General features: G+C 58.9%; 10 protein-coding genes. 1 reads left to right on the plus strand and 9 read right to left on the minus strand.

All coding sequences use genetic code 11. From position 1 onward, the window contains the following. The first annotated feature begins 60 nt into the window (after nt 1-60). Entirely contained in the window at nt 61-1,758 is a 1,698-nt protein-coding gene (locus BLU11_RS05355) for a purple acid phosphatase family protein (protein ID WP_090272397.1), read from the plus strand. A 221-nt stretch (nt 1,759-1,979) separates the two neighbouring features. Here the strand turns inward: BLU11_RS05355 and BLU11_RS05360 are convergent, their stop codons facing one another. The 9 genes from BLU11_RS05360 to BLU11_RS05400 form a co-directional block, all read right to left on the minus strand. Then, on the minus strand, nt 1,980-3,395 hold the full coding sequence (locus BLU11_RS05360) for an undecaprenyl-phosphate glucose phosphotransferase (RefSeq protein ID WP_090272398.1): 1,416 nt from the start codon (nt 3,393-3,395) through the stop codon (nt 1,980-1,982). 96 nt (nt 3,396-3,491) lie between these two features. Then, nucleotides 3,492-4,628 carry a glycosyltransferase gene (locus tag BLU11_RS05365; RefSeq protein WP_090272399.1) on the minus strand — a complete coding sequence of 379 codons (1,137 nt, stop codon included), beginning with the start codon at nt 4,626-4,628 and terminating at the stop codon, nt 3,492-3,494. A 125-nt stretch (nt 4,629-4,753) separates the two neighbouring features. Continuing rightward, complete coding sequence (locus BLU11_RS05370) at nt 4,754-6,190, minus strand: mannose-1-phosphate guanylyltransferase/mannose-6-phosphate isomerase (protein WP_090272400.1); 1,437 nt, start codon at nt 6,188-6,190, stop codon at nt 4,754-4,756. A gap of 2 nt (nt 6,191-6,192) precedes the next feature. Continuing rightward, entirely contained in the window at nt 6,193-7,338 is a 1,146-nt protein-coding gene (locus BLU11_RS05375) for a glycosyltransferase family 4 protein (protein WP_090272401.1), read from the minus strand. Nucleotides 7,339-7,386: 48 nt separating this feature from the next. Beyond that, complete coding sequence (locus BLU11_RS05380) at nt 7,387-8,388, minus strand: glycosyltransferase family 4 protein (RefSeq protein ID WP_090272402.1); 1,002 nt, start codon at nt 8,386-8,388, stop codon at nt 7,387-7,389. Continuing rightward, entirely contained in the window at nt 8,363-9,670 is a 1,308-nt protein-coding gene (locus tag BLU11_RS05385) for an O-antigen ligase family protein (RefSeq protein ID WP_090272403.1), read from the minus strand. The genes BLU11_RS05380 and BLU11_RS05385 overlap by 26 nt, the downstream gene beginning before the upstream one ends. Further along, nucleotides 9,667-10,890 (minus strand): glycosyltransferase family 4 protein, encoded by a 1,224-nt coding sequence (locus BLU11_RS05390; protein WP_090272404.1) that lies wholly within the window; start codon nt 10,888-10,890, stop codon nt 9,667-9,669. Before BLU11_RS05390 ends, BLU11_RS05385 begins: the two co-directional genes overlap by 4 nt. A 1-nt stretch (nt 10,891) precedes the next feature. Continuing rightward, nucleotides 10,892-12,214, minus strand: coding sequence for a UDP-glucose dehydrogenase family protein (locus BLU11_RS05395; protein ID WP_090272405.1), 1,323 nt, complete (start codon nt 12,212-12,214; stop codon nt 10,892-10,894). Nucleotides 12,215-12,252: 38 nt separating this feature from the next. Beyond that, nucleotides 12,253-14,478, minus strand: a complete 2,226-nt coding sequence (locus BLU11_RS05400; protein WP_090272406.1) for a polysaccharide biosynthesis tyrosine autokinase — start codon at nt 14,476-14,478, stop codon at nt 12,253-12,255. Between the last annotated feature and the right edge of the window lie 193 nt (nt 14,479-14,671).

Here is a 14,671-nt window from a genome sequence, read left to right on the forward strand (position 1 = left end):
TGACATGTGGCGTCGGCATGCTGGCTGCTTCACTGCAACCCTACCGAGAACATTGACTGTATGAAGAAGACCGCTCTGGCGACCCTGATCGTCGCTGCGTCCAGCATCGGGCTGACCGCCTGCCTGGATGGTTCCAATTCCTCCAGCGACAAGGTCGCGCCTATCCCGGAAGAGATTGCCCCGGATACTCGTGTACTGGTCCTGCCTTATCTGCAGAACCCCACGCAATCGGCGATCAGCGTCATTTGGTTTACCGATACCGCAGTGCCCGGTGAACTGGTGGTCGACGGCGTCGGCAGTTTTGCTTCCGAGCCGGAGCTGGTCGAGGCGTTGGGCTATGGCGAGAGCGAAATCGCCTACATCCACGGAGACAAGAACTTCGGCGGTATTCATGCCGATGTCACCGAAGGCCAGGCGCCGGCACTGCCTTACCGGCATGCGGTACGGGTAGAAGGGTTGAGCGCGGCCACCACCTACGACTATCAGGTGCGCCAGGCGGGCAGCGAGACGCTGATGGAGGCACAGTTCACCACGACGCCGGCTACGGGTGGGCGCGCCAATATTCGCTTCCTGGCCATGTCCGATATGGAAACCGAGCCGGAGTCCACCGACAAGATCGTCGCCTGGGGCGCCAGCGCGGCGGCTGTCGGGAGTGGCAAGCTGGGGACTGATCCCGGGACCTACAACCGCATGTATCCGGTGGATCAGACCACCGGATTCCGTGCCAACATTCAATACGCCATGGAACGTCAGCCGGATTTCTGGGTGATTGCCGGTGATCTGGTGGAGAAGGGCGGTCGTCAGCTGGATTGGGACGAGTTCTGGCGCCACACCGCGGGTGAGTGGAGCAATATCGCGTCCAGCACACCGATCTTTCCGGCTCTGGGCAACCATGAAAACTACTGGCACCCCGAGGGCGGCTCCTATTCGCCGCCAGCGGTGATGCGCTCCTATGACAAGTGGAACAGCTACTGGGAGCTGCCGCGCAACTATGGCACCGATGAGCGTTACGAGAAGCGTTACTACCGCATGGACTACGGCCCGATTACCCTGATCACGCTCGACTCGTCAAACGGTGATGACAGTGATCCTCTGAAGGACACCAACCTGGCCATTGACGGCGTGCAATCACGGGTGCCGGATTTCAACCGTGGCAGCGAACAATGGAATTGGGCCATCAACGAGCTGGCCGATGCGCAGGCCCGAGGCCAGGTGATCTTCGTGCAATTCCATCACACACCCTTCGGTACCGGGGTGCACAGCCTGCCATCAGGCAGTGCGGGCATCGCCAATAACGAGGACAGTCAGTCCGGTCAGCCGATGCGTATCTACCATGAGCTGTTCGTGCGTTATGGCGTGACTACGGTCCTCGCCGGACATGATGAGTTGCTTGAGTACGTTGAGCTGGACGGCGTGCATTACTGGGACGTCGGCTTTGCCGGTGATGGTCTGCGCGGGCCGGGGTATGCCCCAACGACCGATTATGTGCCCTTTGATCAACTGCCGGCACAGGCCCAGGCTACCCACTGGAGCGCCCATGGCGACGCCCCGGAAATCTGGAACGGCAATCAGTTGATCGATGGCGGCAAGCATTATGGCTTCCTGGAAGTCGAAGTGCGCCCCAGTGGCAACGAGGACTATGAAGTGATCATGACGCCGCGCTATGCATTTCCGCTGATGGATGAAAGTGGCACGGTGACCGGCGAGTTCGCTCATCGTCAGTACAACAAGGTGGTGCGGGTGCCGGTTGAGCGCTAGTTTGGCTTGTCTGGAGCGCGATCAGTTGCGTCTGCTGCAATTACTCTGAGGGGGGATTCTATGGTTCATGCCAACCTTTATAAGGTTTTGGGCCGATAAGCTCCTTGGTTCTGATCGCTCCCACACGCGGGAATGCCTGTCGGGATGCTCTGCGTCCCGCTTTCAGCACCTTGCAGGTTATGAAACAACAGTGTTGATCCGGGGTGGGATGTGCTGTTATTTCAATACGCATTCTTGTTCATGAAACCTTTGAAAATGGTAAGGAAGACGATTTTCAGGTCCAGCCAGAGGGTCCAGCGGCGGATGTAGTTCAGGTCGTATTCGATGCGTTTCTGCATTTTGTCGAGGGTGTCAGTTTCGCCTCGCCAGCCGTTGATCTGGGCCCAACCGGTGATGCCGGGTTTGACTTTGTGGCGGAGCATGTAGCCGGCAATCAGTTTGCGGTATTCCTCGTTGTGGGCGATGGCGTGGGGGCGAGGGCCGACGATGGACATTTCGCCGCGCAGCACATTGATGAACTGCGGTAGTTCATCGAGGGAGGTGCGGCGCAGGAAGGCGCCGAAGGGGGTAATGCGGACGTCGTTGCGTTTGGCCTGGGTGACGATGCCGCCGTTTTCCATGACTGTCATGCTGCGGAATTTCCAGATTTCGATGGGGCGGCCGTCCATGCCGTAGCGTTTCTGTCGAAACAGCGCCGGGCCGGACGACGTCATGCGTACACCCAGGGCGATGAGCAGCATTGGCAGGGCGATGATGGTCAGGATGATCGCTGACAGGGCAATGTCCTCGATCCGTTTGACCAGGCGGCTGGCGCCGTCCATTGGGGAGTCGAAGATGCTGATGCTGGGCAGGCCGTTGATGGATTCGCTGCGCGCGTGCAGTAGATCAAAGATGAATACATTGGGGATCAGATAGACCGATGCGGTGCTGTCGCTGAGTTGGTCGAGCAGCCATTTGATCCTGTCCTCCGCGCCCATGGGCAGGGTTATATAGACCTTGTCGATATAACCGGCCCGCGCTGCCCCGACCACCGCCTGGAGGTCGCCCCGGATGCGCATGAAGCCCTGTTTCCTGTCGAGATAGACGGCGTCGCTGATCTGATCATCATAGAATCCGAGCAGGTCCAGGCCCATCCAGGGATTGCTGATGATGTTGTTGGCGAGGCGTTTGCCGAGGGGGCCGGCACCGACGATGGCGACGGTACGGGTGTTATAGCCATTGGCGCGCAGCGTGCGCATGATCTGGCGCAGGGCGATGCGGTAGCCGCTGAGGATGAGCAGGCCGGTGGCGAACCAGTAGAGTTTGTCCGGGTCCGAGAGCCAGGTGTTGTGGAACAGAAAGTAGTCGGCCACGAACATGCTGACGAAAGCCGCGCCCCAGTTGCCTGCCACCCGCCGGTGTTCACGGAAGCTATGTTCGCCCCGCCACGAACCATACAGCTGGCTTACGTCATTCAGCAGATAGAAGGTGAACAGCGCGACCAACAGATTGACCCAGTGTTGCGGTGTGTAGGGCGTGTCTCGCCATAGCATGACCAACAGCAGCGCGAGGCTGATGACCAGGACATCCAGCCAGCGTTGGATGACTGCCAGTATGGGTTCGTTGGAGCGAATGATGCCGTCTTGATTGTTCAGCATTGCGGATACCTGATTGGTCCGGGGAAAGTCCCGGAGAGAAGATTCCATTTCGTGTTTCAGGAAACCTGAGTTCCTGCGGCGCGGGCGGGGTAGGGGTCAGCTGGCTGCCGAATGACGGTGGGGCTCGGGAGCTGTGGGTGAACCGATCATCGATTGTTCGCAGTTGAGCAGCAGGTTCTGCCATTGGCGATTGATGATGCTTGCTTCGGTTTCCCGGGCGAGCAGCAGTGCGCTCTGACTGAAGCGCTCATACAGGTCTGCATCGGTAGTCAGGCTCTGGATCCGCTCGGCGAAGCCTGCCAGGTCGCCGGGGCTGACGGTAAAGCCATTACGGCCGTTCTGTACTATCCAGGGCAGGGCGTCGAAAGTGTCGAAGGCGACGATGGGCAGGCCCTGGCTGCGTGCTTCGATCAGCGTCTGGCCGAAGCCTTCATAGTGTGACGTCATTATGAACACGGCATGCTGTCGGAGTACCGCATCCACCTCCTTGACCGGGCCGCGAAAACGGATGGACGGGTGATCGGCCACCAGTTTTATCAATGCGCCTATTTCATTCGGATCGCCATCGCCATAGATGTCCAGCGTGTAACCTGCGGGCAGAAGATGGAATATATCGACCATGGCTTTGAAGTTCTTCTGCCGTTCCTCCAGCCGAGCGATGGTTACCAATCGCTTGGAGCAACTGGCGGTCGCCTTGCCGGTGGCCAATTTGCAGCCCCGGGGGATGACAGCGATTCGGTCGTTGAACGAAGGGAACAAACGGCGCAGCTTGCTCTTGTCCATCTCGGTATACACCGTGTGGATATCGATATGGCGGCCTTTCAGCAGCATCGCCAGCCTGGCCACCGAAGAGCTGTAGAGGAACTCCAGTTTGTTGGATTGCACCAGAATGATGCGTGTCGAGCGTGCCACAGAGCGGGGTATGAAGAACAGGCTGGTTGGCTGAAAGACGATCAACCAGTCCTCCTCGCCAGGCTGCATTTTCAGCAGGCGATGATAGGTGCGCAGACGTTTGATGGCCGAGCCTATCTTCCAGGGGGTGATCTTCCAGCGCGAGATCTTGTGATACTCGACGTTCGGACGGGCCTGGAAATACTCCGAGCCGTAGAGGTCGTGGTAAATTTCCACCGCACCGGTGTTGATCGAGCCGGCGATATCCTGCAGGTTGCGGATCAGCGTCTGGATACCACCGACGCCGGTGGATTTGTTGTGGTTGTAGGTGATGATTTTCATAGACCGGCAGACACCGAATTAGGACGAGTTGGATAGTTACGAAGGCAGCGCACCAGCAGGATCAGAGGTTAAGCCAGCGCTGCGACTGAGGCGCGCAGGCTGAATGTCAGGTGCAACAACAGGGGTCACGCTTTGCTGCTGATCGGCGCTTGCTCGACCCGGCCATACCGGTCCTCGAAGCGCACGATGTCGTCTTCCCCCAGATAGGAGCCGGATTGCACCTCGATCAATTGCAGGTCGATCACACCGGGGTTTTCCAGGGTATGTACCTGGCCGATCGGGATATAGGATGACTGGTTTTCGGTCACCAGATAGGTCTTGTCGCCATTGGTTACCCTGGCGGTCCCGCAGACCACGATCCAGTGTTCTGCGCGGTGATGGTGCATCTGCAGGGACAGTTTGGCGCCGGGTTTCACGGTGATGTGTTTGACCTGATAGCGATGGCCGTGGCTGATGGAGTCATACACGCCCCACGGCCGATAGACTTCCCGATGGCTGATGTGCTCCCGGCGCCCGGTGGTCCTGAGCTCTCCGACCAGCGTCTTGATCTCCTGCACTCGGTCCTTGTGGGCGACCAGTACGGCGTCCTTGGTTTCGACGATGACCAGATCTTCCACCCCGAGCGTTGCCACCAGACGATGTTCGGCCCTGATAAGCGTATTTTTAGAATCATGGGCCAGTACATCGCCCTGCACGGCGTTGCCCTGGGCGTCCTTGTCGCTGATATCCCACAAAGCCGACCAGGAGCCGATATCGCTCCAGCCTGCATCGAGACTGACCACCACCGCGTCCGCGGTGTTCTCCATCACCGCGTAGTCGATGGACTCATCGGGGCAGGCGGCGAAGGCTTCGGCATCCACTCGGGTGAACAGTAGATCGTAGGCCTTGCCCAATGCAGCTTGCTGACAGCAGGCAAGAATGTCGGGACGATGGGTTGCCAGCTCTTCCAGATAACGCGAGGCGCGGAACAGGAACATGCCGCTGTTCCAGAAGTATTGCCCGGACTGCACATAGTCGCTGGCGGTGTCGGCGTCGGGTTTTTCCACGAAGCGATTGACGCTGAAAGCCTTGTCGCTCAATTGCTCGCCTTGCTGGATATAGCCGTAACCGGTTTCAGCCGCAGTGGGGACAATGCCGAAGGTGACCAGTTTGCCGGCTTCGGCCAGGGGAATCGCTGCCTCGACGCTCGCGTGAAAGGCGTCGATATCGGCGATGCGGTGGTCCGCTGCAAGGATCAGCAGCAACGGGTCCTGCCCGGCAGTGGCCAGCTTGATCGCCGCCAGGGCGATGGCCGGTGCGGTATTGCGGCCGCAGGGCTCGAGGATGATGCGCGCATCGTCCATGCCCAGGTGGTCCAGTTGGGCGGCAGCCAGAAAACGGTGTTGCTCGTTGCAGATCAACAGCGGCTGCGCGCAGGACAGCCCCTGAAGGCGATTGATGGTCGCCTGCAGCATGGTCATCCTGCTGTCGGTCAGAGTTAGAAACTGTTTGGGATTGAGCTGGCGCGATAGCGGCCAGAGCCGGGAACCTGATCCGCCGGCCATTATTACGGGCTGCAACATGGTCATACTCCTGCGAGGGTTGAAGAGGAAATCAGCTGAAATTCATGTATGGCCGCGTCGACTGTCCGAGAAAACCGCTCGCGGAACAGCTCGACCGAGAAATGTTCGGCCTGTTCTCGGCAGCTGTCCGGACTGATACTGTGACCGACGTTCTCGAATCGCTCGATGGCCTGGATGAGTGATTCGGAGGTTTGCTCAGGAAAAAAGAAGCCGGTTTTGCCGTCGATGACGGTTTCCAGTGCGCCGCCTTTGCCGTAGGCGATGACGGGCGTACCGCAGGCCATGGCTTCGACGGGGGTAATGCCGAAATCCTCTTCGGCGGCGAAGACGAAGGCCTTGGCGTCCTGCATGTAGCGCTTCATCTGGACAAAAGGCAGAAACCCGGTGACCGAGATGTTGCTGGCGCCAGCAGCACTGGCGCGTACCTTGTCGAGGTCCGGGCCGTCTCCGATGATCACCAGATGCCGGTCAGGCATATGCCGGAAGGCTTCGGCGATCAGCTCCATGCGCTTGTACGGCACCATGCGCGAGGCGGCGACGTAGAAATTCTGCTTGTCTCGTTGCAGGCTGAAGTCATTGATATTGACTGGCGGATACACCACCTCGGCGGGGCGGCGATAGCACTTCTGTACGCGTCGGGCGATGAATTCGGAATTGGCGATGAAGATGTTCACGCCCAGCGAGGAGCGTGCGTCGAAGTTGCGGATATAATGCAGTGACCAGCGGGCAATCCAGTTCTTCAGGCCTTTGCTGAGCCCCGATTGCATCAGGTACTGATGCTGCAGGTCCCAGGCGTAGCGCACCGGCGAGTGGATGTAACAGATATGCAGCTGATCCGGTCCGGTCAGTACGCCCTTGGCCACAGCGTGGGAGCTGGAAATGACCAGGTCGTATCGGCTCAGATCGAACTGCTCGATGGCCAGAGGCATGAACGGCAGGTAGCTGCGATATCGGGTTCGGGCAAAGGGCATGCGCTGGATGAACGAGGTGGTGGCCTGTTTGCCATTGAGAAAGGCACGCTGATCGTCCTGCAGAAAATCGATCAGGGAAAACAGGTCTGCCTCCGGATAGAGCTGCAATATCTGCTCGACCACGCGTTCTGCGCCGGAATAGACGGTGAGCCAGTCGACGACGACGGCAACTTTCATGGCGGATTCCTTGCTGAGATGGATAGTGACACGAAGAAAGGGTTCGGGTCAGCGGGCTTGCAGTCTGTGCAATGCGGCGCTGACCAGGTTGGCGGTTTTGTCCCAGGTGAAATTCCGTGCTTGTTGCATGCCCTTGGCGGCGAGACTGCTGCTGAGTTCCGAATTGCCTGCCACAGCAATCATCGCCATGGAAATGCTTTCGATATCGCGCGGGTCGATATAGAGCGCGGCGTTGCCGCCGACTTCCGGCATGGATGAAATCGCCGAAGTGATCACCGGTGTGCCGCAGGCCATGCTCTCGGCTACGGGCAGGCCGAAACCCTCATAGAGCGACGGGAAAACCGTGGCGATGGCGCCGCGGTACCAGGCTGCCAGTTGGGTTTCGGAAACGCGGCCGGTGAATACCACCTGTCCCGCCAGGCCTTTACGGTCGATCAATCGTTGCAGTTCGACGTCGGTGCTGCCGGTGAAGACCAGTTTGCTGTCGCGGTACAGGCCGCTCTGGCTGAAGGCCTGCACCAGTCGCTTTTCGTTTTTGTGCCCCTTGCGGTTGCTGCAGCAGAAGAAATAGGCATAGCCGGGCTGCATGGGTGCGACGTCGGCATGGAATATGTTGCTGACGCCGTTGCCCACCACCGTTACCCGTTCGGGATCGCAGTCTGCCCATTCGATAATGCGCCCGCGGGAAAACTCCGAGACCGTCAGTACCCGCTCGGCCTGATGGATCGCCGGGCGGATGACGCATTGGTAGTAGAGCTTCTTCAAGCGCGAGCTGTTGTGTTCTATATCGATATGATTGAGGTCGTGGATAGTGAAGACAAAGGGCACCTTGCTGCCTGACGGCGGAATGAAACCGGGGCTATACAACGCCTTTGCATCACTGCCGGCGAGCCAGCGGCCCAGCTTGAGAGAGGACGCAAAAGACGCCGGATGGCTTGCATCGTCAAACAAGTGGCTGAAGTTGAGACGGACCTGCAACTCCGTGGCGAACCGGCCAATACCGTTCTGGCCAATCCATCTGGAATCAAAGGCTATGTGCGAATGTTCCATACCGGCTCCGGAAAAATTGAGGGGATTTCAGACTCACACAGAGCTGGTCAAAGTAGAAAAACAGCGCCAGCACCGGCAGTAGCCAGAAGGGGTAGAAGACGATCTGATTGAAATGCCCGGCCCAGAGCAGGGTCAGCACGATGTAGATCACCAGTTTCCTGAACAGCTGCGACGGTTGCGGTGAAGATAGCTGCCGGAGTTTGCTGCTGATGACCCAGGCCCAGAGGCTCGCCGCGAGCAAGATCACCAACGTGCCGATCAAGCCGTAGCTCATGATCACCATCTGCAGACTGGAGTCGACCTTGGTGCCGCCTTTGAGGTGTCCGATGGCAAAATTGTAGCCGTGCCCGAGCAGCGGATGCTGGGCAATAAGGTCCATGCCGGTGTCGAATGCCTTGAGGCGTGACAGCGCGGAACTGTCATCGCGGGTGGTGACAAAGCGTTCGACCACCCGGTCGACCTGGCTTTCGAATACATACACCAGCGCCAGGACGAGAAAGGGTGACAGCAGCAGGAAATACACATGCGACGGTGCTATGCCAATGCGCTTGCTCTGGTACTGGGTGACAGTGCTGAGCATCTTCAGGCCGAACACGCAGCCGAAGGCCAGCAGTGCGAGGGAGATTCCCGAACGGGAAAAACTGAACAGCAGGGCGACGACCATCATCAGAAAGACGGCAAGATAACCGCTGCGCTGTATAACCAGTGTCGCCATCAGCAGTGGCAGCACTATGATGGTGCCGAAGAAGTTCGGGTCCAGATAGGTGGAGACCAGGCGAAACTGGTGCGGGTCGCCGGTGAAGTTGATGCCCATCTGTTCCAGCTTGAGCCACAGGACCGTCGAGTCGGGGTAGATGATCAGCAGGATGAAGCTGAACAGAGTCGCTGCGCCATAGGTAATGACGAAGGCCTTGGTCATTCGGGTGATATCGTCGCGAAATATCCAGTGCAGTGCGACGCCGGCGGCGAAGCCCGAGAGAATCATGGCGCTGAGGCGAATGTTGTAGAACATCGATTCGGTCACCAGTCCGTAGTGATAGATGCCGACACCCAAGGAGAAGGAGTTGATGCTCAGCAGGAACAGCACGGCCCGTGAGGTGATCACCCGTTTGAAATTCTTGATCAGAATGGGTGCTGCGCACAGATAGATCACCAGTTCGCTGGCGTTCAGGTTGCCGAATGTTCCGGCTATCGGAACGAAACGTGGCAGATTGCCGAGCACGACAAACAGGAACACCAGCAACAGAAATGCGCTGTTCAGCCGAATATAAGTGAGTTTCATGGGTTCTGGACTTCAGATGGCCCCACGGCCTGGGCCGGCTTGTCGGTGTGGCTGTGGCTCAGGTTCTGATAATTGCGCAGGTAGCGGGCAGCGATGTTTTCCTTGGTGAACTGTCTGGCCCAGGCCTGACAATGCATGCGGGTCTGTTGTTGGTCCTGGCTGACCAGCTGTTCCACCGCTGCAACGAAGGCGTCGATGTCGGTGGCTTCGCAGGCGTAACCGGTTTCGCCCTGGCTGATGATTTCGGGGATGCCGCCGGAACGTGAGCCGACCACGGGGACGCCATGGGCATTGGCCTCAAGTACTACCCGGCCGAGCGGTTCTGCCCATTGCGACGGCACCAGCAGGATGTCGATCGCCGGATAGAACTCCTCTGGTGGGATATGCCCCAGCCAGGCTACATCCAGGCCCGCGTGGGTCAGTTGCAGCTTTGTCATATAGCGACTGTCACCACTGCCCGCGATGAACAGGCGGTATGCCGGGCCGAGCCGCCGACAGACCTGCAATGCCGTCTCGATGCCTTTGGCCGGTTCAAGTCTGCCGATGTAGCCGAGGGTGATGGTACCGGCCGGCGATGTCTGACGCTCCGCCAGCGCCGGTTGAGTTACCGGGTTATAGATCACCTCGGCGGATACCTGGCGGAAATACCCCTGTCTCTGGTGCAACGTCCGTACATGATCGCTGACCGCCACATACTTTCCCACGCTGTGGGACCGCCATTTCTTGATCACGGAGAACAGCCGGCCGGACAGCGAGTCCGGGCTCTGGTGTTGGTTGGCGGCATACAGCATGCAGTTGGGGTGGATCAGGTAATAATCCCGTGAGGTATGTATGACCGGGACGCCCTGCGCGTGCGCGGCGTCCCAGGCGGCGACGGAGAACCCGGCCAGATTGTTGGTGTGCAGTACATCGGGCTGAATCTGTTTCAGCAGCCGGGAGACATCGGCACGTGCCAGCGGGTTATAGATATCCAGCAGGTGCCACAGCAGACGCAGCGGTCGGCTGGGGTTGCCGGCAAAGGGCCAATAGAGATTTCTCAAGGGCAATCGATACAGGGTTACGCCATTCAGCTGATCGATGCTCTCGGTTGCCTCGTGCAGGGTAATCACGCTGACGCTATGCCCGCCATCGACCAGTGACTCTGCCAGCAACTGGACCGACACTTCGGCGCCGCCGATCTTGTACGGGTGGTACAGGGTATTGAGGATGGCGATCTTCATCTCAGCGTCCGGTGGCGTAGTAGTTGAAGCCTTTCTTCTGCATGCGTTTGGGGTCGTACAGATTGCGACCGTCAAAAATCACGGGTTCATTCAGGTATTCACGAATCAGCTCGAAATCCGGCGCCTTGAAGGCCTGCCAGTCGGTCACGACAATGAGCGCATCGGCTCCCTTGAGAGCCGACTCCTTGGTGCCGCACAGCTGCAGATCATCGCAATGCAGATACAGGCGCTGGGTTTCTTCCATGGCTTCGGGGTCATAGGCCCGGACCCGGGCGCCGGCTTGCCAGAGCGCCTCCATCAGTACGCGGCTGGGTGCTTCGCGCATGTCATTGGTATTGGGTTTGAAAGCCAGCCCCCAGATGGCGAAGGTCTTGCCGCAGAGGTTGCCCTGAAAGTGGCGGGAGATCTTTCGAAACAGCATGGTTTTCTGTTCCTTGTTGCGGGACTCGACGGCTTTGAGGATGCGCGCGTCGAAATCGATGATCTCCGCCGTGCGAATCAGCGCTTGAACATCTTTGGGGAAGCAGGAGCCGCCATAGCCGGCACCGGGATAGATGAAGTGATAGCCGATGCGCGGGTCCGAACCTATGCCCTGGCGCACCATTTCAATATCGGCACCGAGCAGCTCGGCAAGATTGGCCATCTCGTTCATGAAGCTGATCTTGGTCGCCAGCATGCAGTTGGCGGCATACTTGGTCAGCTCCGCGCTCTGCACACCCATGATGATGATTTTCTCATGATTGCGATTGAAAGGCGCATACAGCTCGCGCATCACTTCTTCGGTGTCGCTGCTGTCGGTACCGATGATGATGCGATCGGGCCGCATGCAATCGGCGACCGCTGAACCTTCCTTGAGAAATTCGGGGTTGGACACCACATCGAAGGACAATGCCGGGTTGTCCCGACCGGCGAGTATGCCATCGACCGTCTCGCGCACCTGGCGGGCAGTGCCCACGGGTACGGTGGATTTGTTGATGATGATGCGGTGCCCATCCATATGCTCGGCGATGCTGGTCGCCACGGCGAGCACGTACTGCAGGTCGGCGGAGCCGTCTTCATCCGGCGGGGTGCCGACCGCGATGAACTGCACGTTGCCATGCAGTGCCCCGGCGGCTGCGTCGGTGGTGAATTTCAGTCGGCCAGCGGCATGGTTATCCCTGACCAGACTTTCCAGGCCGGGCTCGTAGATCGGGATCTCGCCTTGTTTGAGACGTTCTATCTTGTCGGGGTCGACATCCACACACACCACGTGATGGCCGACTTCCGCCAGCACGGCGCCTTGCACCAGGCCCACATAGCCGGTGCCGAATACGGTTACTTTCATGGTCGTTCCTCGTCGTCAGAGCAGATTGGCTGGGGATTTCACGCCCGTTCCGATTTGTATTCGTAGAAATAGTGGCCGTACTGACTGTATCCATAGGCGGATGACTTCTTGACGACGGCATTGAAGATGGCGCCCTTGAGCTGGATGTCGTCCTGCTCGAAACAGCGTTTGGCTGCTTCGATTTCCCGGGCCGTGTTCTGGCCGAAGCGCGTGACCAACAGGGAGATGCCGGCTTGGCGACCGACGATGGAGGCGTCGGTGACCGCCAGAATCGGTGGGGTATCGATGATGATGAGGTCGTACTGGTCGTTGATCTCCTCAAGGAAGCGGCGGAAATTCTCGTGCATCAACAGCTCGGACGGGTTCGGTGGAATACGCCCGCGGGCGATCATGTGCAGTCTGTCGATTTCGGTATGCTGGATTGCCGTCTCGGTATCGATGCGGGCGGTCAGCCGATCGGACAAACCATCCTTCGCCGGCAGGCGGAACACCTTGTTGAGGTAGCCTTTGCGCATATCGGCATCGATCAGCAGAACCTTCCGCCCCGCCTGCGCCATGGTGGCGGCGAGGTTGGCGGCGACGAAGGATTTACCCACGGAGGGGCTGGGGCCGGAAATCATCAGCACGTTGTTTTTTGCCTCGGCGTGGGCGAAATGCAGGCTGGTGCGCAGCCGGCGCAGGGACTCCACGGCCAGGTCGGCGGGATTCTGCATCGCCAGCAGCAGGGTGTCGTGCCTGGCCGCCCGGCTGTTGCTGCGCAGATTCTTCTCCAGGTGCTCCTGGTCCTTGCTGAAGGGGATGGCGGCATACACCGGCAGGCCGAGTTGCTCGATGATTTCCGGGTTCTCCACGCCGCTGTTGTGGATCTGCCGCAGCAGCACCAGGGCGACGCCAAGAAACCCGCCGAACAGGGTGGCCAGCACAGTGATCAGCGCTTTCTTCGGTTTGACCGGGCGGGTTACGCTGGCGTCGGCGGCGTCGATGATGCGCACGTTGCCCACCGTGCCGGCGCGCAGCACGTCCAGCTCCTTGGAGCGGTTGAGCATCGCGGTATACACCTCGGTGGTGACGGCGACATCCCGGGACAGGCGCAGCAGTTCCTGCTGGGTCTCGGGTAGCTCATCCACCTTCTTGCTCAGTTCGTTGCGCTGGCGCTGCAGCTGCTGGGTCTGCTCGAGCAGAATCTGGTAGGAGGGGTGTTCACCGGTAAAGCGACGCTGCAGCTCGGTGCGCTTGAGGTCCTGTTCGGAGATCAATGTGTCCAGTTCGATGATCTGATTCAGCACCGACTGGGTCTCGATGGAGATATCCACCGATTTACTGCTCATCTGGAAGTCATTGAGCACCTGCTCGTAACGCTCCAGCTCGGAGCGTATCAACGGCAGCTGCTCACGCAGAAATTCCAGGCTCTGCGCGGCTTCGGCAGAATTGCGCTCGACATTCTGACGCACGTACAGCCGACTGACCTCATCCAGAACGCGAATGGAATGGTGATGATCGGCATGTTGCAGGCTGAGACTGATGATGCCGGAATCTCGAGCGCGCTCGCTGGCATTCAGTTCGTTCTGGTAATGCATGATGGTGTTCAGCAGACGATTTCTTGTCACGGTGAACCGGGTGCCGGGGCGCGCCTGGAGCGTGGCGATCTGCACCTTGAAGCCGTTCTGGTCAATCTGCTGCCCGGTCTGACCGGTCAGCAGTTGCTCGTCGTGCCTATCGTAGAGACTGAAATAGTCATGTTCGCCAGCCACCAGGGTGAGAGCGCTGTCCAGGTAGTCCGGAGGAACATCCAGTTGAAAAATGTCCAACTCCTCGCCGCCCCAGGCATATTCGGACAGGCCGAACCAGGGCAGGGCCAGCTCGCCGGAAAAGTGCGGCCGGAAGCGTCGCGCTGCCCATTCTCCAATGAAGGGGAAGTAGTCGGGCGACGCTACTGTATCCAGCTTGAGATTCCTGACGGCCTGGCCGATCACGGCTCTGGATTTGATCAGTTCGATCTCGGTAACGGACTTGGAGGGGCCGCCGAATACATCCGACAGCTCGGACATTCCCGCCAGGCCACCGCTTTTTTCCTCGATCTGGATCAGTGCGTTGGCTTGGTATATCGGGGTGGCCAATAGGGCGTAGGTCATGCCGATCAGGGCGAAGACCAGCGTCAGGCCGGCGATGATCCATTTGCCGTCAATAAGTGCGCCGAAAAGGACCGCCAGGTCGATCTCGTCGGTATTGCTCTGATTCCGGTAGGGAGAGGTAGTGTTTTGCATAAATTCCCTTGCGCACGCGCAAAAATGAAGATGGTGGTAAAGCTCTGGCATGGCCTTCTTCAGGCACGCTACCGCCCCAGGATTTGCAGTTGGATCCTGAAAACTGTTGAATTTCTTGTAGGGGTCAAACATCTCAGGCGGGCATACGGCAGCCACAACGGCTACTGCACGTTTGAGATAAACAGTTGATAAA

The organism is Halopseudomonas litoralis (genome assembly GCF_900105005.1).
In the GTDB taxonomy this organism is placed as follows: domain Bacteria; phylum Pseudomonadota; class Gammaproteobacteria; order Pseudomonadales; family Pseudomonadaceae; genus Halopseudomonas; species Halopseudomonas litoralis.

Coding starts and splice junctions, on each gene's coding strand:
- BLU11_RS05355 (WP_090272397.1), top strand. CDS start 61: ATGAAGAAGACCGCTCTGGCGACCCTGATCGTCGCTGCGTCCAGCATC.
- BLU11_RS05360 (WP_090272398.1), bottom strand. CDS start 3,395: ATGCTGAACAATCAAGACGGCATCATTCGCTCCAACGAACCCATACTG.
- BLU11_RS05365 (WP_090272399.1), bottom strand. CDS start 4,628: ATGAAAATCATCACCTACAACCACAACAAATCCACCGGCGTCGGTGGT.
- BLU11_RS05370 (WP_090272400.1), bottom strand. CDS start 6,190: ATGTTGCAGCCCGTAATAATGGCCGGCGGATCAGGTTCCCGGCTCTGG.
- BLU11_RS05375 (WP_090272401.1), bottom strand. CDS start 7,338: ATGAAAGTTGCCGTCGTCGTCGACTGGCTCACCGTCTATTCCGGCGCA.
- BLU11_RS05380 (WP_090272402.1), bottom strand. CDS start 8,388: ATGGAACATTCGCACATAGCCTTTGATTCCAGATGGATTGGCCAGAAC.
- BLU11_RS05385 (WP_090272403.1), bottom strand. CDS start 9,670: ATGAAACTCACTTATATTCGGCTGAACAGCGCATTTCTGTTGCTGGTG.
- BLU11_RS05390 (WP_090272404.1), bottom strand. CDS start 10,890: ATGAAGATCGCCATCCTCAATACCCTGTACCACCCGTACAAGATCGGC.
- BLU11_RS05395 (WP_090272405.1), bottom strand. CDS start 12,214: ATGAAAGTAACCGTATTCGGCACCGGCTATGTGGGCCTGGTGCAAGGC.
- BLU11_RS05400 (WP_090272406.1), bottom strand. CDS start 14,478: ATGCAAAACACTACCTCTCCCTACCGGAATCAGAGCAATACCGACGAG.